Consider the following 18,731-nt stretch of genomic DNA (forward strand, 5'->3'; position numbering starts at 1 on the left):
TGGTCATTCCTCCTTGAGCGGTCGTGACAGCAGCGATTGCAAAGCTTCGGCGACAGTTTGATCCCCTTGGACCAGCGCGTTGACCACGGTTGTCACCGGAAGGTCCAGACCGTGTTGCGCACCGAGTTGTGTCATGGCGAGTGCGGTGGCCGCGCCCTCGACCGTCACTCCGGCGTCAAAGCTCTGCCCTTGTCCGAGTGCCACGCCATAGCGGTAGTTTCGCGACAGGTCGGACGTGCAGGTCAGCGCCAGATCGCCCAAGCCCGACAACCCCGCCAATGTATCGGCCTCGGCGCCCAATTGCGTGGCGATCCGCACCATTTCCGCAAAACCCCGGGTCATGAGCGCGGCCCGCGCGCTTTGACCCAAACCAGCCCCGATGCAGGCTCCGCAGGCGATGGCGATGACGTTCTTGAGGGCTCCACCGAGCTCTGCTCCGGCGACGTCGGTGGTTCGGTAGAGCCGCAACGTCGGCGTGGTCAGTTGCTCTTGCAGGGTTTCTCCGGCGGCAGAGTCCCGGCAGGCCAGTGTCAATGCGGTCGGCAGTCCTATGGCAATGTCGTCGGCAAAGCTGGGTCCGGTGAGGATCGCGGCCGTCGCGCTGGACACCCGCTGGGCGATCACGCCGCTGGGGCCTGTCAGTGTCGCGAGGTCGATCCCTTTGCAGCAGGCGACCAGAGGTTTGCCCGCCAGTGCCGTGGCATGATCCGACAGGAATCCGCCCAGCTTTTGCGCCGGCACCGCGAGCAGAACGACCCGGGCGTCGCCAAAGATCGCTGCATCTGCCGTGATCTTGAGCGTGTCGGGCAGGGGTGCCTTTGCAAGTCGTGGCATTCGCCCCGATTGCCGGGCCTCGGCCATCGCCTCGGGGTCGCGCCCCCAGATCGTTACGTCGCGCCCGGCCCGCGCCAATGTGATGGCCAGAGCCGTGCCGAACGCTCCTGCTCCTGCGACGGCGATTGTCATGCCTTGGCTCCTTTGCGGCCAGACCCGAGGATCGTGGGTGCATGCGTGTCGAGCGGCCAGCGCGGCCGGGCCGATAGCGTCAGATCATCGATCAACCCCATCCGCATCCGTTCAATTCCGGCATAGGCGATCATCGCGGCGTTGTCGGTGCAAAGCCGGAGCGGCGGAGCCACGAAAACAGTGTCTGTTTCAGCGCAAAGCGACTCTAGCCCGGCCCGAATGGCTGTATTCGCGGCGACCCCGCCTGCGACCGCGAATGCGGGCTGGGTTGGCGCTTCTGCCAGATACAACGCCAACGCCCGGCGCGTCTTCTCGATCAGAATATCGGTCACGGCGTGCTGAAACCCGGCGGCGAGGTCGGCCCGATCCTGAGAGGGCAGGCCCCCATGTTCGGCCACGACCGCGTCACGAGCCCGCAGTAGTGCCGTTTTCAGCCCCGAAAAGGACATGTCGCAGCCGGGTCTGTCGAGGAGTGGCCGGGGCAGGGGATAGCGTTTGGCGTTCCCTTCAGTGGCCAACCGTTCGACAGAAGGCCCACCGGGCTGAGGCAGACCCAAGAGCCGTGCAGTCTTGTCAAAGGCCTCGCCCGGCGCATCGTCGATCGTCCCTCCGATCCGGCGGAACTCATCCGGTCCGTCCACGATCAGGAACTGGCAATGCCCACCAGAGACGAGCAACATCAGGTAGGGAAACGCCAACCCATCCGTCAGCCGCGGCGTCAGCGCATGTCCGGCCAGATGGTTCACACCGATCAGGGGAAGGCCGGTCGCAGCCGCCAGCCCCTTGGCGCACATGACACCGGAGAGCACGCCGCCGATTAGGCCCGGCCCGGCCGTCACCGCGATCCCGTCCAGATCGCGCAACCGCAGGCCGGACTCCGCCAGCGCAGCCTCGACGCAATGGTCGATCCGCTCGGCATGAGCGCGTGCCGCAATTTCGGGAACCACCCCGCCAAAGGGCGCGTGCAAGCTGGTCTGCCCTTCGACGATACTGGACAGAATGACTGCTCCATCCGGTCCCGCACGCACGACGGCGGCGGCGGTGTCGTCGCAGCTTGATTCTAGACCGAGTAAGGTGAGCGTCTGTGACATGTCGGTTCCGGTTGCGTGTCGGTGCCGATGAGGTAACACTCGCCAGTGGTCCGAACAATGGCAGGAGCACTACGCCATCCACATGCAACAGCCAAACGCGACCCTCCTGATCACCCGGCCAGAACCTTCGGGTGCGGATTTCGTGTTGCAGGTGATCAGTGCGCTAGGCCATCCGGTTCCGACCATACTTTCTCCGTTGATCGCCATAGAGCCGGTCGATCCGACCATCGAGGTGATGCCCGCTGGCTTGATCCTGACCTCTGCACACGGTGTTGATGCCGCCCGCCGCGCGGGCCTGCCCAAGGGTATGACCGCATGGTGTGTCGGCGACAGAACGGCAGAGGCGGCAAGGGTTGCCGGATTCGATCCGATCTCGGCCAAGGGCGATTCGTCAGCGCTTATCCGGATGATTTTGGACCGCCGTCCCGAGGGCCCCCTGCTGCATTTACATGGTGCCCATAAAACCGGCGATGTCGTCGAGGGTCTGACCGCGGCGGGTGTATCTTGCTACGGTCGCGTCGGATATCGTCAGGCCTCGGTGCCATTGACCCAACAGGCTCGTTTTGCGCTTTCCGCCGACAAACCGCTTGTTTTGCCGCTGTTTTCGCCAAGAACAGTGTCTATTCTTGCCGAGCAGGGTCCGTTCGATGCACCTCTGACAGTGGTCGCGATCAGTGAGGCGGTCGCGAATGCAGCCGAAATACTGAGGCCCGTCCGCCTTGTTCTGGCTGAGCAGCCCAACGGCGAAGCGATGTGTCATGCCACCCGCGACGCAATTGACGCAATTTCATTAGCCAGCGGTCCTTGAGAGCACCGGGCGGGCGGGCTAGGTTGCAGAGTGTCCGGCAAAACAGGGCACCGCGTCCGAAGGGGGATCACGTGGCACGCAAGACCAAGACGACCGCCAATAATTCTGGCCCCAAGGGCCCCGTCGTTGACGAGGAAACGGTTGAAGACGCCATCGAGGTGACCGATGAGTCCGCGCCCTCCAAATCGCCGGACGAGGCACCAGCCGATGCCGACGTGACCGACCAGGCCGCACCTGAACTTGCCGACGATCCCGCCAAAGACGAGGCCGCCGTCGAAGAAGAGGTGGTAGCACCCTCGGACGAAGGTGAAACGGCGGCCGAAGAGCCGACTGAACCCAGTGATGTCGAAGAGGTTGCGGAAGTTTTGTCGGCACCCGACGAGGACGTAACAGACCCGTCGCCGGAGGCACCCTCCTCCGACGAGCCGTCGTCTACTCGCGAGCCGGTACCTACCCCTCCAGCCCCGATACCGACACCCGAAGTGACGGTGCAGAAAGTCGGCTTTGTGCCGCTCGTGCTCGGTGGTATCGTTGCCGCCGCGCTGGGATTTGGTGCTGCGTGGTTCTATTTCGGCCAGCAAGGGTCAATTCTGGCGGATCGCATCGCGGACCAGTCGAACAAGATCGCCGAGCTTGAATCCCAAATTGCCGCGATCCCGACGGATGTGACCGACCTCGGGCCGCTGGAAACCGGGCTAGGCGAGGCCAATGCCTCGGTTTCTGCCCTGACGACACGGCTTGACGAAGTCGGCGGTGGCCTCGCGTCTCTGGACGAACGCCTGACGGCCGTTGAGCGCGCCCCGACCGAGGATGGCACGCTGGCGGAAACGGCGATTGCATCATGGGAGCGCGAGCTCGATACGATCCGCGCGGAGATTGCCGCCCAGCAGGACCGTTTGCAGGAAATCGCCACCAATGCGCAGGCCGATCTGGAAGCGTCACGCGCCGCGGCGCAAGAGGTGGAGCAGAATGCCGCCGAGGCTGCCGAACAGGCCGTCGTGCGTGCCGCTTTGGCCCGGGTTCAGGTCGCATTGGATTCCGGCACGCCGTTTGACGCGGCTCTTTCCGATCTGACCGAGGCAGGAACCGAAGCCCCCGCCGCTCTCTCTGATGTCGCCGCAACGGGTGTCCCGACGATCTCCGATCTCAAGGACACGTTCCCTGCGGCTGCCCGTGCTGCGCTTGCCGCTGCGCGTTCATCCGGCGAGGCGGACCGCGACATCAATCCCGTGACCGCATTCCTGCGCAATCAGTTCGATGTGCGCAGCGTGGCCCCGCGCGACGGCGACGACCCCGATGCGATCCTGTCGCGGGCAGGTGCGGCGCTGACCGAGAACCGACTGACCGACGCAATGGCCGAAATCGAGAGCCTTCCGGAGGTCTCTCGGGTCGAGATGGCCGACTGGATCGGCCAGGCCGAGGCACGCATGGCCGCGATGGCGGCTGTCGAATCCCTTGATCAATCAATGAACAACTGAAGGCGCCCCCAAAGATGCTCTGGTCCCTGATCAAAATCCTGGCCTTCGTTGCCGTTGTCACAGCTGCCACGTTCGGCGCCGCCCGCCTGATGGAAGTCTCTGGTGGGGCCGAAATCACTGTCGCGGGCATTGAGTTGACGCTCAGTCCGCTGGAATTGACCATCGGCTTTATCGTGCTGGTGTTTCTCGTCTGGCTGACGCTCAAGCTCGTCGGCCTGCTCATTGCGGTGCTGCGGTTTATCAACGGAGATGAAACGGCGGTGTCTCGCTATTTCACCCGCAACCGCGAGCGCAAGGGGTTCGAGGCGCTGTCCGAGGGCATGATGGCGCTCGCCTCCGGTGAAGGCGACGTGGCGATGATCAAGGCCAAGAAGGCGGACAAGTATCTTGATCGCCCAGACCTGACGAACCTTCTGACGGCGCAGGCGGCAGAACTGGCCGGTGACCGCAAAAAGGCCGAGGCCACCTACAAGCTGTTGTTGCAGGATCAGAAAACCCGGTTCGTCGGGGTTCGCGGCATCATGAAGCAACGTCTGGAGGATGGTGATACCGAGACGGCGCTGAAGCTCGCCCGCAAGGCGTTCGAGATCAAGCCCGGCCACGCCGAAACTCAGGACCTGCTCTTGAGGTTGCAGGCCGAGAGCCACGATTGGGCGGGTGCCCGTCTGACCTTGGGCCAGAAGCTCAAGACCGGCACCCTGCCGCGTGAAGTCCACAAGCGCCGCGATGCGGTTCTAGCCCTGTCCGAGGCCAAGGATGTGCTCAGCGACAAGAGCAGCATCGAAGTGCGTGAGGCCGCGATCGAGGCGAACCGCATGTCGCCCGATTTGATCCCGGCTGCTGCGATGGCCGCCCGTGGCTATATCGAACAAGGCAATGCCCGCTATGCCACCCGCGTCCTAAAGAAGGCGTGGGATGTGCAGCCGCATCCCGATCTGGCCGCCGCATTCGCGGAAATCGCTCCCAACGAGGACCCGAAGGCCCGGTTGAAGCGCTTTGCCGCGCTGACCCGTCTGAAGCCCGAACATCCGGAAACCAAGATGTTGCTGGCTGAGCTACAGATCGCGGCGGAGGATTTCCCGGCGGCGAAACGTGCTTTGGGCAATCTGGTGGAGACAGACCCGACGGCGCGCAACCTGACGCTGATGGCGGCCATCGAGCGTGGTCAGGGTGCGGATGATACTGTCGTTCGCGGCTGGCTGACCCGGGCGTTGACCGCACCGCGCGGCCCGCAATGGGTCTGCGACAACTGCCAGCATATCCACGCCAACTGGGCCCCGGTCTGCACCAATTGCCACGGCTTTGACACGCTCAGCTGGCGGACGCCGCCGGCAGGTGAAGTGGCCATGCCCGGAGGCACGGAGATGCTGCCTCTGATCGTTGGCCCGTCGAATGACGAAACGCCCGAGGCCGAAGCGGAAGACGCCGTTTCCACGGGCGGCGACGCTGCCGACACGACCGAAGAACCGGCGAAGTAGGCTCGCCCATGCTGCGTGCGGTGGTAAAGGGCGCCGGGATCGTCATGGCTTGTGTCTTGGCGATCCTAGGTATCCTGATGATGTCCTTTTCAGGCGTCTCGGCGCTACCGGCCCGGATCGACGGCACCCTGCGCGTGGCGACGCACAATGTGCATTACATCATCCTGAACAGGGCCGAAGGGGCCTGGTCCGTCGCGGACTGGGAGCGTCGCAAGGATGCGCTGGACGCCGCCTTCAAGGTGATGAATGCGGACCTCGTCGCCTTTCAGGAGATGGAGAGCTTTGCCGGCCGCGACGACAGCAATCTCAATTTGACGCTCGAATGGCTGCTGTCGCAAAACCCCGGCTATGCCGCCGCCGCCGTCGGCGACTTTCGGGAGTTTCCCTCCACCCAGCCGATCCTGTTTCGCCGCGACCGGTTGGAGCTGCTCGATCAGGGGTGGTTCTTCTTTTCCGACACGCCGGATGTGATCTATTCCCGTACGTTCAACGGATCCTATCCGGCCTTTGCCTCGTGGGCGGAGTTTCGGGATCGGTCCAATGGCGAAGTCTTTCGTGTCTACAACGTCCACTTTGAATACAGCAGCCGGTCCAACCGCTTGCTGTCCGCCGCCTTGGTCAGAGATCGGATGCTGCCGTTTACACAAGCTGGCGGCACGGCCTTTCTCTTGGGCGACCTCAACGCTTGGCATGGTTCGGCGACCATGCAGCGACTGGAAGCCGCCGGCGTCAGCTTTGCTCCGGTTGAAGGCGCGACCTATCACCTGAACCGTGGGGTCAATCTGTTTGGCGCCATCGATCATATCGGCGCAACTCCCGGCGTGCGTCTGGCTGCCGATCCGGTGGTTCTGCGCTATCGCTTCGACGGAGAGTGGCCGTCGGATCATTATCCGGTGCTTGCGGACTACTGGATGGACTAGGCTCTGCGTCGGTTTTTGCCACTGGGGACTTGCAAAGCGATCAGGATCAATGCAAATGGAGCCGATTGCACGCCCAACCGGGTTGGCAGGCCGCTGTAGCTCAGCTGGTAGAGCACGTCATTCGTAATGATGGGGTCGGGGGTTCGAGTCCCTTCAGCGGCACCACTTCTAGTTCGGAACTACATCGCGGCTTCTTTGATGAAGGTGTGCGTTCGTTCTCGAAGCTCATCCGTTCCCAAAGCTTCAATGAGCAAAGAAACTACTTCTGCTTTCAAGTGGCCAATACCAGGCAGCGTTTCGGTGCCGCAGATCGCCCGGTATCGATTCAGCCCCTCTGCGACTTGTTCTGGAGCGTCTAGATCGTAGCCCAAGCCTCGAAGAACCCCACCGATCTCGGTCACCCAACCGGAGAATTCTGCTCTTAGACTCTGCTCCAAGCGTAACTCTATTCTAAAAACGCGGTTCCAGTTTTCGGTCTGCGGCGTCGCTGGCTCTAACTGCAAACTCCAGACGGGCACTCCGGCAGGGCTACCGACAATGACACTCCCCGCCAGCGAAATCTCTGTCGTGACATCGCCATAAGGGTCATAGCATGGCAACCGATTGCCGTGTTCATCGTGCAAAATGTCCTCGGCTAATTTGTAGGACGAGTTGCATCGGTCACCCATCGGAGTGAGGTTCCTTAGATTAACTCCACAGAACGGATATCGGGATATTGCAAGATAGTGATCGAGGTCAGGCCTAGGAATGTCGGGGTGGTGCGGTTCTAGTCTCTCCATGCCGCAAAATGGGCAACATTTTTTTGAGAGGTGGTCGTAGGCAATTGCGTAATGAAGATCGCGAACCGAGGATTCGGCCCCATGAGACTTTATCCTTGATAGTGCGCCAAAGCTGAATTCGAAAAGCCTTCTTGATAGAGCGTGAACCCCAGGCAATGTGTCGTTACACACAAAACACTCTGTTTCACCGTCAAATATGTCTGGTATTCTATTCTGTGTCTCGATTGCATTACGAACTGCACTTCTCTCTTCTGCGTTCAAATTTGCCAGTGCGTCAGCAAGCGTGTTGAACCGATCGACGATGCCTGTAAACCGGCCAATAATTTCTCGATAATCCTCTTCTACATCAGCAGGAAATACAGCAGATTCCTCGCCTGCGTCGAGTTGCGCTAATCGCGACAGTATAGCTTCGGTTAGGCAGGCGCTGAGCCAATTCTCTTCGGTTGCCTCAATCGGATACGTTGCCAGCATGTTATCAATTGGCGTTTTTCAAGTTTAGCAATCGGTCAGCAAGTAAAGCTCGTTCCACTGAGCTACCTATGCTCGGCAGTGCTTCCTCGATTTCTTGGGCCGTTCCCTGTGTTGTTAAGCGCTCGATCTCCTCGCGCGCCACTTGTGAAATGGGCGGTTCCACACCGAAACAGTGGCTCAAGATCCGGTCGAAGGTCGCTCCAAACGTCTCAATCTCGGGCTTAGATACATCCAGCTCGCCGTTCGTCTTTGAAAAGATCCTAACGTGATCACGGGTCAAATCAGAGGCAACAAAAGGGGCATGGGATGTGAGTATGATTTCCTGATCAAACAAACCGTCAACTGGCAAGTTCGTAAGGCGAGATATGAACTTCACCCGCCACTGCGGATTGAAGTGCGATTCGGGCTCATCCAATAAGAAGAGCGTCCTGGGCTCCCGCATCATTGCGAACATTCCAAAAACTTGGGCTTGTTGGTGCTCGCCATCGGACAGAGATACGTAGTCTACCTGCTCTTGCTTTCCGTCCTTGTTCAATTTGCTGAAGCGAACCTCCTCAAACCGGAAGACTTTGCTTTCTTCTTGTGGTTCTGGGAGGCGTGCCGCGAAGTGTCGCTTTTCAATGTCGCGTTTGATCCGGTTGCGCGAGCCCTTCGAGATCATCAAGTCGTTGAGCATCGCTAGTTTATGGATCGACCTATACAGATTGCTCGGGCTCTCCCAGAATGTCCTGAAGCCTTCACGCGACGCCTCATCGACCAGAAAGTCAAACGTGTAGATTTCCGGCTTCTCTTGGTAGTCCCAGCAAGTGGCGCATCGCTTCAGTTGGTCAATATACTGTTCAAGTTCGTCGGTAAGCTGGATGCCCTTCCGCCCGCTTTTTGCGCCTCTCGGCGCATTCGGCGACCCAGAGTGGTTCAACTGAATTATGCATCGCCAAGACGAGAGCTTCTCAAGTTTTGCGTGCTCAATCAATGCAGACCTAAGGTCTGGCTCCCCTATCATCAGGTTGGCAATGAGAACTTCGAGGTGGGTGCCGTAGTCGATCAGTAGGAGGCGATTGTCTGGAACTGTCGTCCCAGGCGCTGCATCAGGCATCGCCGCGTTTCGAACCCCTTCGGCATACTCTGAGCGGCTGACGGAGAAGGGCAAACTGAGCGTTTCGTTGTCGCCAGACGTGTACCCCACAACCGAGGACGGAAGGTGCTTTCCATATTCAGGTGAACTCGGGTCCGCGACCACGCGATAGTCGTCACCATCATGAAGCTCCATCCGAACGGCTTCACGCGGCTTCGTTTCTGACGTGCGAGAAATCCTGACCCGCTGAGGTTTTGCGCCATCTGCATCGGTGGTCTCATAAGCCAGCTTAAATAGTAGCCCAGGATTCGCCTCCGCGCGTTCCTCTTCAGGCTTGTGTGTGTGCCAGGCTGCTTGAAAGATCTCCGCAACGACCTGCAAAAACTGGGATTTCCCCGAACCATTGTGACCAAGCAAGCAAAGTGGACGCAAAGCCTGATTGGACTCAGTAGCGGGGCGGTAGAGGTCCACCGAGAAGCCGTCGAGCAATCCGCCGCAGCTTGCCGCTTCTATGATCTCAAGGTGGACAAGCCTCATGAACCAACCTTCTTGAGGCGCATCGTCTTCTCACTCGCATCGAACTCCTGACGGATCCTTGGTTGGTCACCCGTCATCAGATCAAAGAGTTCTTCCTTCACTTGCTCATAAGTTCCCGACGAACGCCCTCTCAGCTCTTCGAAGGTCAATCCTGTGGACGGCCAGTCATCCAAAAGACTCGCCAGGTTAGGTTTCTTCTTCATCGTACGCGGCTTCCCGGGTTGTCTTTTTCGTTTGGGCGCGTTGGCGCGGGCCTCGCGGATGCGGTCGAGCAGAACGCTGGCCGGTTCGTCGTTTGGGTTTTGTGGGACAAGTTCGCCCGCGAAGGCTTTGGCGAGGATGCGTTGATCCAACCGGTCGGTGAGCGTCAGGGCTTTTTCGGCCTCGGCGGCGAGGCGGTCTATCGTGGCAAAAGCGGTTTCGATCTGTTTAACGATTGCGCGTTGTTCTTCACGTTTACAACGCGGGATCATCACATCTCGAATATCGTCCAAGCCTAGACCCGCCTTCGTCGCTCCCCTATCATTTTCAAATAGCTGCACCTGGCCCGGAGGTGAAATGAGATACCATGCAATGAATTTAGAACTCTCGACCTCATGAGGCCGCACAAGCGCGATGTGCTGATTAACATATGCCTCTTCAACTCCACCCGGAACCACACCGACGCGCCCTAGGTCGGCAGTAATTGAAATAACAAGATCACCTGCAACGAGTTTCGTGCGTTTTCCTTCACCGTCATCCGGAGGCCGGACGTGCTGAACATCCGATAGGTCTAAAACTGGGCTTCCCCTGCGGGTATCCCCAACCCGAATGAACAATGGTCCATCATCAGAGTAGTATTTAGCCCAGCCGCGTGAGCCACTGGTGACGAGGGATGTCAGTTCCCGAAGCTCATCTGTTGGCCGCTCTAGATTCTCAAAGATCAGGCTAAGAAATCCATGCTTATATTTCTCCACCAGCTTTGCGATGGCGGTGAGGTGGGTGCGGGCGGCGGCGGTGCGGGCGCTGAGGGTGTCGAGCTTCCTCACAATCCGCCGTTGCTCGAGGAGTGGAGGGACTGGGATTTCTTGGGCTTTCAATTTGCCCCCGGCGACACGCTGTCGTGTTGTCCCAGAAGCCTGTGACTGAAGTGCAGCTCGGATTTCCGGCGAATTGATGCAGTACTTCACATAGTCCGGATCCGCCGACAACTCGCCGGGTCGCCATACATGAACATCGACCGCTGTGACAGCTTCTTGGTTTATGTCTGGAAAACGGCAAGCGCGACCAAGCGGATCAGGCATCCGAGCTATCAAAACATCCCCGGCTCTGAGAAACGTACAGTTCAGCTCTTCCGCTCTATCTTTTGTAAGAAACCGCGCTGACTTGTCGACAAAGTATCCATCGCCGATGTCTTGAAGCTGAATCAGTCTAACATCGCCATTTGGGTCTTGGTCTTTACTTTCTATCCAGTCACCATCGGTCGAAACTCCTCCAACGCCATTGGATTCGTCGATGCGGCCTAGCGCCCAGCCCTCAGGAAGCTCGCTCATTCCGCTGCCTCCTGCTTCGCTGCCTGAGCCTGCTGCCAATCATGGTAAGTCTGCTTGGAGCCTTTGACCTTCCACTCAATTCGCCCGTTGCTGTTGCGATCTAGAACAACTGCAGCAGCCGCTGAGGGGCTGTTGAATGACCAGGGCTTGGCAAAGCGAAGCTTACTTCCATTCTGATCAGGCCAATGTGGGATCAGCACGCCATCAGCGATCAGCTTTTCTTTCAGCCCGCCATAGCTTTGCTGCACGTGCCCAGTACCAGTCAGCGACTCGGAACCTTCCAGCACGATGAATTCGCCTTCCTCTTCTACAGCCGTGGCTTGAACGCCGCTCTTGTGTCGAATTTCAAAGTGGACTTCACCCGTGGTCCGCTCTTCCACCGGTGTTGCAGTCTGACTGACGGCGCGAGGCTGGGGTTTCAGCATATCCAGACCGATCACCGGCAAGATGATCCTTAAGTTGGCTAAGAATTGCTCCATGTTAGCTACATCGGCTTCGGGGAGACGGCGACGGCTGGTATCCGGCTGGGTACCATTGTCGAGGGTCACACGACCCGCCTGCGCCGTCAGCTCGATTAAACGTGCCTCAAGGAATTCAGCGTGGCCCTTCGACAGATCATCATCGCTGGTGGTGATGGTGATTGCGGTTTCCCAAAAGTCGCGTTTCAGAGCGCTTTGCTTGATCCGTTCGGCGACAGAGTTACCAGAGCCGATGTACACTCTGGTGCTGCCTGTCCGTTCAGGATCAGGTCCAGAAAGGATGTAGATGCCAGTGCGGTCCACTTCATCCCGTGCGGTCAGCTCACCAAACGCGGATGCGCCGCTGACGAAGAGTAGCCCTGTCCACCCGTGGATGGTGGCTTTACGCAGTCCACTTGGTTTTCCGTCCACCAGGAAAAGCTGGATCGTTCGGCCAAAGGTCTCACCAGCGCTCATTCGGCGGCCTCGACGGCTGTGGATTCTTCCAGCTCTTCGCTTAGCGCTTCGATCTCATCCAGCGCGGCCCTAAGGTGGCCCATGATCGCGGCAGCGATCTCGTCGGGTTCGGTCATTTCATCTTCGGGGTCTCCGCTTTCGTCGCGCAGCCAAGACCAATCGAGGTTGTCGCCGCGCTCGGCAATCTGCTCGCGGGTGAGGTGTCGCCAGCGGCTGTTCTCGCCCTCGTCCTTCCGTTCGGAGCCGCCAAGGGGATCGGGGCCGTATAGATTTTCGAATTCTGCGAAGTGTTGTTCCGTCAGCGCGTTGGTTTTACCAAAGGATTGCATGTTGGCACGCAAGTCATAGAACCAGACCGCCTTGGTACCCTGCTGCTTATGATCTGCAGGATAAACCTTGTCCGTGACCCGGGTGAAGAAGAGCACATTTGTCTTCACGCCTTGCGCATAAAAGATGCCCGTGGGCAACCGCAGGATGGTGTGCAAGTTGCAGTTCACCATCAGGAAGCGGCGCAGCGCAGTCCCCGTTCCGTCGCCAAAGAGGATGTTGTCAGGCATGACAATGGCGCAGCGCCCGCCCTTCTTCAGGCTGCGGATGGCGTGCTCTAGGAAGGGCATCGGACCAACACGCTCTCCGGCCGTCAACGTAAAGTCAGGCCTATTTACGTTACCGGACATCTTGTTAAACGGCGGGTTGGTAAGGATTACATCCGCTTTGCCCATGGTTTCGCCTTGAGGCGCGCAGGTGTCTTCGCATCCCACGAGGCTTTCGATCCCGTGGAGTATCATGTTCATCACACACAAGCGGTGTGTGTCCGGCACCCACTCGTGGCCAACAAAGGCCTGGTGTCGCTGAAAGTGGCCCTGTGCCTCTGACAGCTTAAACAGGTCGTCGGTGGCATCCTTGATGTACTGGTCGGCAGCGATCAGAAACCCGCCGGTGCCTGCGGCGGGGTCTTGGACCACTTCCCCAGCTTGGGGTTTGACGAGGCGAATGATGCTGTCGATGAGCGCGCGAGGTGTGAAGTACTGGCCAGCCTTGGACTTGGTGGCCGAGGTGGTTTTTTCGAGGAGCCCTTCGTAAAGATCGCCAAGCCCATCTTGACGGGCCGAGAACCAATCAAGCTTATCAATGTTTGTGGTCAGCGTCTTGAGATCCTTGGGCAAGCGCAAATGCGTCATAGCATCGGTGAAGATCGCCAACGTGACCGGGTCTTTAGTTTCCTCGGGGTTGCCTAGTTCTAGCAGCATCGCTTTGTAGTATCTAAGCTGATCTCCGCCCTCGATAGTCGCCAGTTTGCGCCATGAATGCCCATTCGGCAGCCGTTCTTCCTGTCCTGTCTCCTCAAGCATCTTCAGAAACAGAAGGTATGTCAGCTCGTTGACATAATTCGAGTAGGAGACACCCGCGGATTGGAGCGTTTTACATTCACGCCAAAGCTTGGCGACGATTTCGGCGGTATTCGGGTTCATGCGCTCACTTTCCAGAGTTCTTCATTGAAATCGCTAAGGATGTTTTCAAGTTCACCATTAAACACCCGGTTGAGCCGATTAAAACCTCCTTGTGCAGCAAAGGTGCCCTGATCGATGCTTTCGCGGTCTACGACGATTTCTTTGGTGATTTGTTCGGCGATACGACGGAGCCAGGTCTTCTGCGGGTCGCTCCATTTGCCCTTAGCCAAGATCGCTTTGGTTGCCATCTGGACGCGGGTTTCAAAGGGGATCAAAGCGTCTCCCAATGCGGCCTGTCGGACAAAGCCGATGATGGAGGCTGCAATGTCTTCGTTGGAGGCATCGTTCCAGGCGCGGCGAAGGCTGGTCTCCGAGAACCCCATCTTATCGAGTTCAAGTCGCAGGCTTCTTAACTCTGCGCGGGTCAGCTCGCGAGGTCGTTGTACGACGACCGAAAGTGCCGCGATACGGTTCTGGTTATTTTTCACGAAGGAAGTAAAGGTGTCGAGGAAATCTTCGGGCTTCTCATACTCTCCATAACCGGTGGTAACGGCGTGCATGCTGTCTTCGTGGTGGGAGATCGGGATCAGGTTTGGGCCAGACCCTTCGGGGTCCCAATCGAGTATCTTTCCCAGCCCTGCGAATCTCTTGGCATAGGCTGCTGCCTGTTCGGGGGTGTGGTTCTTGAGCCGGTCGCGCAACTCTTGTGCCGTTTCTCCCGTAAGTTCTTGGATCGCCTCGGCCACCTTGCTGGGCATTTTGCGCAATTTTCGGTGCAGTTTCGCTAGGACTTGCCCGCGGACAAGCTCCCGCTGGTCCTCTTCGGGCACGGTGGCCAACTCGTCGAACAGCTGCTCGAAGGTCAGCTTGGGATTGCTGGCCACGGGTTTCATCTGGGTGAGGTCTTGCAGTGAAGCGTAGAGATCGACAGCGTCGAAGATGCGGAATACTTCTTTGCCGATTTCGTCGCAGCGACGTGTGGCGCGCCCTAGCATTTGCTCATAAAGGATGCGGCTGTTGACCCGCCGGATGAACACGAGGTTCGTGATCTTGGGCACGTCAATACCGGTTGTCAGCAGGTCCACAGTGACAGCGATCTGAGGAAAGGCATCATTGCGGAACGACCGGATCAGTTTTCCCACCTTATCTACACTGCCCGTGATTTTGCGGATGGCCGCATCCTCGATAGAACCATACTGCGCAGCAAACGCTTTCTTAAGTTCATGAACAACAATGTCGGCGTGTGCGTCGGTGGCGGCGAAGACCAGTGTCTTGCCTTCGAGGCTGGGGTCGATGTGCTTGGCAAGCTCTTCGGCAACCACTTGGTTGAAGGGCTGGGTAATGACTTTTCGGTTAAACGACTCGACCTGGAACTCCAGTTCATCAGGCGCAATCACGTTCTCAACCTCGCCGGTCTTACTGTCCATCACCTCCACGTCGTCTCCAGCTTCAAATAGAATCCCAGCCTTGCTGAGTGCTGTTTGGAAGCGGATTGGTGGTTCGTGGTCGATCAGCCATCCATCGACAACCGCCTCTCGGTAGGAGTAAGTGTAGATTGGATCCCCAAAAATCTGGGCGGTGTGCAGCGCCGGTGTCGCAGTCAGGCCGATCTTGACCGCGTCGAAGTATTCCAAGACCCTTCGATACTTGGAAATATAATCATCCTGACCGCGGAAGCTGAGCTCCGCATCTGACATCTCACGGTCTAGCAGATATCCTCTGTGACACTCATCGATCACCATCAGATCGTATTGACCAATGGGTGGTACGTCCGCAGGGTCGGAGTTGTACAGAACACGCTTCACCAATCCTTGGATGGTGCAAATATGAACTCCGGTTTCGGAGTCTGGTTTTATGTCCTCAAGGCCCATGAGACCGAAAAGCTGACCAAATGTTTTTGGCCCTTCAATAGCCGTGCTCATAAACTCGTCGTTGGTCTGCGTTCCAAGTGCCGAGCGATCGACCACAAAACAAATCCGGCGAAACCGCTTGGTGGAGAGCAGGCGGTATAGCATCGCGATTGCCAGCTTTGTCTTGCCGGTACCGGTCGCCATCGCGACAAGCATCTCCCGCTTTTCGGTGGCCAGGGTTTTCTCGACAGCTTGGATTGCCTCCTTTTGATAGGGACGAAGCTGAAAGCCAAAGTCAAAGCGTCGCTTTTCAAGCGCGGCCTGAGCCTTTTCTTTCTCGACCTCTAACTGTGAGAATAATTCATCAGGGGTAAACCAGCCCATGAGAGGGCGACGAAGATTATTGGCCAAGCGAATATCGCGAAACCATATACCGCTTTCTGTTTCCACTTGTTTCAAATACGGCCTGCCATTCGTAGCGAATACAAATGGCACAAAGTATTCATTAACCCAGGTCTCTTTATTTTCTTCCCATCCAAGTCCTTTGGAATACCGCTCGGCCTGGTCAATCGCAGCCGAAATGTTCTTTTGATATCTTTTGGCCTCCACGATGCCCACGCATCTTTGGCCAACAAAGAGTGCATAATCAGCTGGGCCTGACTTGGTGGGCCATTCGGCTATGGCCAAGTTTCGTCCCTTTGCGGGCCGAACCCCCTGGCTAAACCTTATCTTACTCGTGTCAGCCTCCCAGCCCCGATCTCGGAGTTGTTGGTCTACGAGGGCGCGTGTGGAGTGCTCATCAAGGACAACCGCCCCAGCAGCTTCCTCAGTCGACTGAACAAACGCGGTTCGCTCCGCCGTTGACCGATGGCTGGCTTGCTCGGACAACTCTTGGAGTTGACGGTCAGCGTGTTGTGCGAGTCCCTCCCACGTACGTCGTTCCTCTACTTCCCGCCTGTGGCGTTCTTCCGCAGTCTCGGCCGCAAGGATAGCTCTTTGTTTCTCTTCTTCGGCCTTTTGGGCCGCAGTAAGCGCGTCGTTGCGCTCGGCTCTCAACCTTTCAAGTTCGCTCTGCAACTCAGCCCCAGATGCGTCGGGTGCCTTTGGTGGAATGAAAGGGCCAGGTGTGAAATTTCGTTGGGCAGTGGTCGCCCGCACATGCCAGACACCAAGTTGAACGGCCATCTTCAAACATGCCAAGGCTTCACGATGATCACCGCGCCCATCATGTACTGCGGCATTTCCCAGCTTTCTGACGTGATGCAAGACATCCAGTACGCGGTCTGGTGCCATACGTTCATACTTTAGCTTGCGGAGCAGATCGGCCTGAGTGTCGATTTCTAGAACCTCGACGCCCATCAACGCGGCATGCCTCTTGGTAAGCCGCTCGCCAAACTGACGGATCTTGATCAAACTCGTGCTGGGATCGTCGCGAAAATAGCTCTCGGCAAGCCGCCCCAAACTGGACAGGTCAGTATCTAGATCCTCTAGAAAATCAAAGTTGCTGCGCGCGCCTTCCATAGACAAACTATTGCAATTCATAATGATAAAGACAATGGCGGCGCTTGCTTCTCGCTAAGTAAACAGGCCAATTCAAACGGTTGAGTATCACGGAGAACGGGATGACCGAACGGTAGGTTCTTCCTTCTTGTCAAAGCTGTTTTCTGCGTGTCGTTCTGGGAGGGCGTCGAAGCTGTTGTGCGCTTCGCTCAACGACCAACGAATGGAGCGCTATGGTTCGACGGATCGATAAAGAAGAAATGAAATGATTCCTTAGGCGACGCTCTAATTCCTGCCGTGACTAGAGGAGGGTTTGGAAATAGTGTCCAAACAGCAAAAAAGCGAGAGAGATTAGTGCAATATTAACACCGGTAAGTTGTGGATTCTTAATAGGCATTCTTGGTTCTGCAGTATTCTCAGAGCGTGAACGCCAGAAAAAGTATGGTAGAGAATTCAATAGATCTATCAGTCGGTGGCTGTTTCCCATGAAAGCAACCGTGAGGATCGTCATTGTGAGAAGAACTGATCCAGACCTGTCAAGCGCCCAGATATAGCTCGCAAGTATTGCTGAAAGACAAGAGCCTATTGTCCGTGTAAGTTCACCGGCCTCTCTAGAAATTAAAAAAACTATCAGTCCTGCAATGAAGCAATAAATGGCCGCTGGAAAAAATGCAGTCGAGGTATCGGCAAAGTCCTTTAATCGGTCAAATGCTAGCATCTCAACCCACTTCGCATACGGCTTTCACAAAGTTCCAAGAAGGAAATTAGACGCTCATGTCGGCCAATTTGTGGACTAATCCTTTCGAAAAACGCATCTGAGATTATAAACAAACAAAGCTGGAGAATACTTGACTCCCCGTCGTCATCATTGGAACTTTCAGATAATTCGGAACAGCTTGAGCCTAGATAGAAATTTCGCGTCTCAAGTATAGTGTTCAATTGCGTTAAGCGCTCAACACAGTGAAAATATGAAAGTCTATTAGGCTCATCCGGATTATAGCAATCCCTCTCCGCACTAAGCCAGCCCTCATTTGTGGCCATTTCGAGATTGTACCGATAACGATCAGACAATGAGGTCGTTGCCTGGCAGTGGGCAGCGGCGCCGAAAGTCGTAACCAATAAAAAAACAGCCAAGCCTGTCCTCAGTTGCACCAAGAGAACTTTCAGTTATTACCCATCAATCTTCATCACCAAAATAAGTGCCTCCTGTAGTATAAGCACCTTTTCAAACTGGCACTTCATCTTCTTTTTATACACCTTCTGCTTGTCCAGCAACTTGTACTTGCGCAAGACGCCGACGACGTAGCTCTTCACCGTCACGTGGCTTTGTTGCGCAAATCGGATTGGGGAGCCGACGAGCTTGGTCGAATATCACATGGGGTTCCGTCATTGCGTGCCGTTGTGGGGTGCGGCCATCACCCAAAGAACCCGACCATGCAGGCTGTTTTTGATCTTCGCCGCGACCCGGCTGAGGTTCTGAACTTGAGCGAGGAAGACCTGGTCGAAGAAACCAAAGGACCCAACCGGGCTTTGCGCACAGTCTACGCAAACAAGATGCCAGCGCTGGTTGACCTGGGCCTGGCGGCTGATCTGCCGGGCGCAATCGACCTACCCCCAGCTGAGATCGTCTGCGGGGCCGCTGTAGTGGCCGCTGAGGGCCAATTTGCCGCGCGGCTGGGTATGGCAAGGCAACAGCGCTGCCCGCCCTACAAGCCCGCCCAAGTGGTCGAGGAACGGCTGTACAAGGGGATTCCCAAGCCGTGCCGACGAAGGCCGGATGCAGGCCTTTCATGCGGCGGGTTGGGTCGCGCACGCAGAGATCGCCGAAACAATCGAGGACGATAGTTATCGCGAGCTGGC

At 57.3% G+C, this 18,731-nt stretch carries 13 protein-coding genes and 1 tRNA gene; 6 read left to right on the plus strand and 8 right to left on the minus strand.

What is annotated here, in order from left to right; all coding sequences use genetic code 11:
* Positions 1-3: 3 nt before the first annotated feature.
* Together LOM8899_RS06695 and tsaD are read right to left on the minus strand one after the other, a co-directional pair.
* Positions 4-966, minus strand: a complete 963-nt coding sequence (locus LOM8899_RS06695) for an NAD(P)H-dependent glycerol-3-phosphate dehydrogenase (RefSeq protein WP_093991293.1) — start codon at positions 964-966, stop codon at positions 4-6.
* On the minus strand, positions 963-2,057 hold the full coding sequence (gene tsaD / locus LOM8899_RS06700; RefSeq protein WP_093991294.1) for a tRNA (adenosine(37)-N6)-threonylcarbamoyltransferase complex transferase subunit TsaD: 1,095 nt from the start codon (positions 2,055-2,057) through the stop codon (positions 963-965). The genes LOM8899_RS06695 and tsaD overlap by 4 nt, the downstream gene beginning before the upstream one ends.
* Positions 2,058-2,199: 142 nt before the next feature.
* On the opposite strand from tsaD, the gene LOM8899_RS06705 reads away from it, so the two are divergent.
* The 5 genes from LOM8899_RS06705 (at position 2,200) to LOM8899_RS06725 (ending at position 6,906) form a co-directional block, all read left to right on the plus strand.
* A complete protein-coding gene (locus LOM8899_RS06705; protein ID WP_168770482.1) occupies positions 2,200-2,865 on the plus strand; it encodes a uroporphyrinogen-III synthase in 666 nt (221 codons plus the stop codon).
* 71 nt (positions 2,866-2,936) lie between these two features.
* Positions 2,937-4,343 carry a hypothetical protein gene (locus tag LOM8899_RS06710; protein ID WP_093991296.1) on the plus strand — a complete coding sequence of 469 codons (1,407 nt, stop codon included), beginning with the start codon at positions 2,937-2,939 and terminating at the stop codon, positions 4,341-4,343.
* A 14-nt stretch (positions 4,344-4,357) separates the two neighbouring features.
* Positions 4,358-5,821, plus strand: a complete 1,464-nt coding sequence (locus tag LOM8899_RS06715; RefSeq protein WP_093991297.1) for a heme biosynthesis protein HemY — start codon at positions 4,358-4,360, stop codon at positions 5,819-5,821.
* Between the two features lie 8 nt (positions 5,822-5,829).
* Positions 5,830-6,741, plus strand: a complete 912-nt coding sequence (locus tag LOM8899_RS06720) for an endonuclease/exonuclease/phosphatase family protein (protein WP_093991298.1) — start codon at positions 5,830-5,832, stop codon at positions 6,739-6,741.
* 89 nt (positions 6,742-6,830) lie between these two features.
* Positions 6,831-6,906: transfer RNA gene (locus tag LOM8899_RS06725), tRNA-Thr, on the plus strand.
* Positions 6,907-6,920: 14 nt separating this feature from the next.
* Here the strand turns inward: LOM8899_RS06725 and LOM8899_RS23195 are convergent.
* From LOM8899_RS23195 to hsdR, 6 genes are read right to left on the minus strand one after another with little or no spacing between them, the layout of a single operon-like run.
* Complete coding sequence (locus LOM8899_RS23195) at positions 6,921-7,991, minus strand: hypothetical protein (RefSeq protein ID WP_133064984.1); 1,071 nt, start codon at positions 7,989-7,991, stop codon at positions 6,921-6,923.
* A 4-nt stretch (positions 7,992-7,995) separates the two neighbouring features.
* A complete protein-coding gene (locus tag LOM8899_RS06735; protein ID WP_093991300.1) occupies positions 7,996-9,603 on the minus strand; it encodes a restriction system-associated AAA family ATPase in 1,608 nt (535 codons plus the stop codon).
* The gene (locus LOM8899_RS06740; protein ID WP_093991301.1) at positions 9,600-11,135 is read right to left on the minus strand and encodes a restriction endonuclease subunit S; all 1,536 of its coding nucleotides are present in this window, start codon (positions 11,133-11,135) and stop codon (positions 9,600-9,602) included. The genes LOM8899_RS06735 and LOM8899_RS06740 overlap by 4 nt, the downstream gene beginning before the upstream one ends.
* Complete coding sequence (locus LOM8899_RS06745; protein WP_093991302.1) at positions 11,132-12,070, minus strand: GIY-YIG nuclease family protein; 939 nt, start codon at positions 12,068-12,070, stop codon at positions 11,132-11,134. The genes LOM8899_RS06740 and LOM8899_RS06745 overlap by 4 nt, the downstream gene beginning before the upstream one ends.
* The gene (locus LOM8899_RS06750; protein WP_093991303.1) at positions 12,067-13,542 is read right to left on the minus strand and encodes a class I SAM-dependent DNA methyltransferase; all 1,476 of its coding nucleotides are present in this window, start codon (positions 13,540-13,542) and stop codon (positions 12,067-12,069) included. Before LOM8899_RS06750 ends, LOM8899_RS06745 begins: the two co-directional genes overlap by 4 nt.
* The gene (gene hsdR, locus LOM8899_RS06755; RefSeq protein WP_093991304.1) at positions 13,539-16,892 is read right to left on the minus strand and encodes a type I restriction-modification system endonuclease; all 3,354 of its coding nucleotides are present in this window, start codon (positions 16,890-16,892) and stop codon (positions 13,539-13,541) included. The genes LOM8899_RS06750 and hsdR overlap by 4 nt, the downstream gene beginning before the upstream one ends.
* Before the next feature lie 1,413 nt (positions 16,893-18,305).
* Here hsdR and LOM8899_RS06765 point away from each other — a divergent pair.
* Positions 18,306-18,716 carry a hypothetical protein gene (locus LOM8899_RS06765; protein ID WP_093991306.1) on the plus strand — a complete coding sequence of 137 codons (411 nt, stop codon included), beginning with the start codon at positions 18,306-18,308 and terminating at the stop codon, positions 18,714-18,716.
* The last annotated feature ends 15 nt before the right edge of the window (positions 18,717-18,731 follow it).

Source organism: Flavimaricola marinus, from assembly GCF_900184895.1.
Classification (GTDB): domain Bacteria; phylum Pseudomonadota; class Alphaproteobacteria; order Rhodobacterales; family Rhodobacteraceae; genus Flavimaricola; species Flavimaricola marinus.

Bases quoted from the DNA above. Each gene is read 5' to 3' on its own strand.
- LOM8899_RS06695 (WP_093991293.1), bottom strand. From the start codon at position 966: ATGACAATCGCCGTCGCAGGAGCAGGAGCGTTCGGCACGGCTCTGGCC.
- tsaD (WP_093991294.1), bottom strand. From the start codon at position 2,057: ATGTCACAGACGCTCACCTTACTCGGTCTAGAATCAAGCTGCGACGAC.
- LOM8899_RS06715 (WP_093991297.1), top strand. From the start codon at position 4,358: ATGCTCTGGTCCCTGATCAAAATCCTGGCCTTCGTTGCCGTTGTCACA.
- LOM8899_RS06720 (WP_093991298.1), top strand. From the start codon at position 5,830: ATGCTGCGTGCGGTGGTAAAGGGCGCCGGGATCGTCATGGCTTGTGTC.
- LOM8899_RS23195 (WP_133064984.1), bottom strand. From the start codon at position 7,991: ATGCTGGCAACGTATCCGATTGAGGCAACCGAAGAGAATTGGCTCAGC.
- LOM8899_RS06735 (WP_093991300.1), bottom strand. From the start codon at position 9,603: ATGAGGCTTGTCCACCTTGAGATCATAGAAGCGGCAAGCTGCGGCGGA.
- LOM8899_RS06740 (WP_093991301.1), bottom strand. From the start codon at position 11,135: ATGAGCGAGCTTCCTGAGGGCTGGGCGCTAGGCCGCATCGACGAATCC.
- LOM8899_RS06745 (WP_093991302.1), bottom strand. From the start codon at position 12,070: ATGAGCGCTGGTGAGACCTTTGGCCGAACGATCCAGCTTTTCCTGGTG.
- LOM8899_RS06750 (WP_093991303.1), bottom strand. From the start codon at position 13,542: ATGAACCCGAATACCGCCGAAATCGTCGCCAAGCTTTGGCGTGAATGT.
- hsdR (WP_093991304.1), bottom strand. From the start codon at position 16,892: ATGGAAGGCGCGCGCAGCAACTTTGATTTTCTAGAGGATCTAGATACT.
- LOM8899_RS06765 (WP_093991306.1), top strand. From the start codon at position 18,306: ATGCAGGCTGTTTTTGATCTTCGCCGCGACCCGGCTGAGGTTCTGAAC.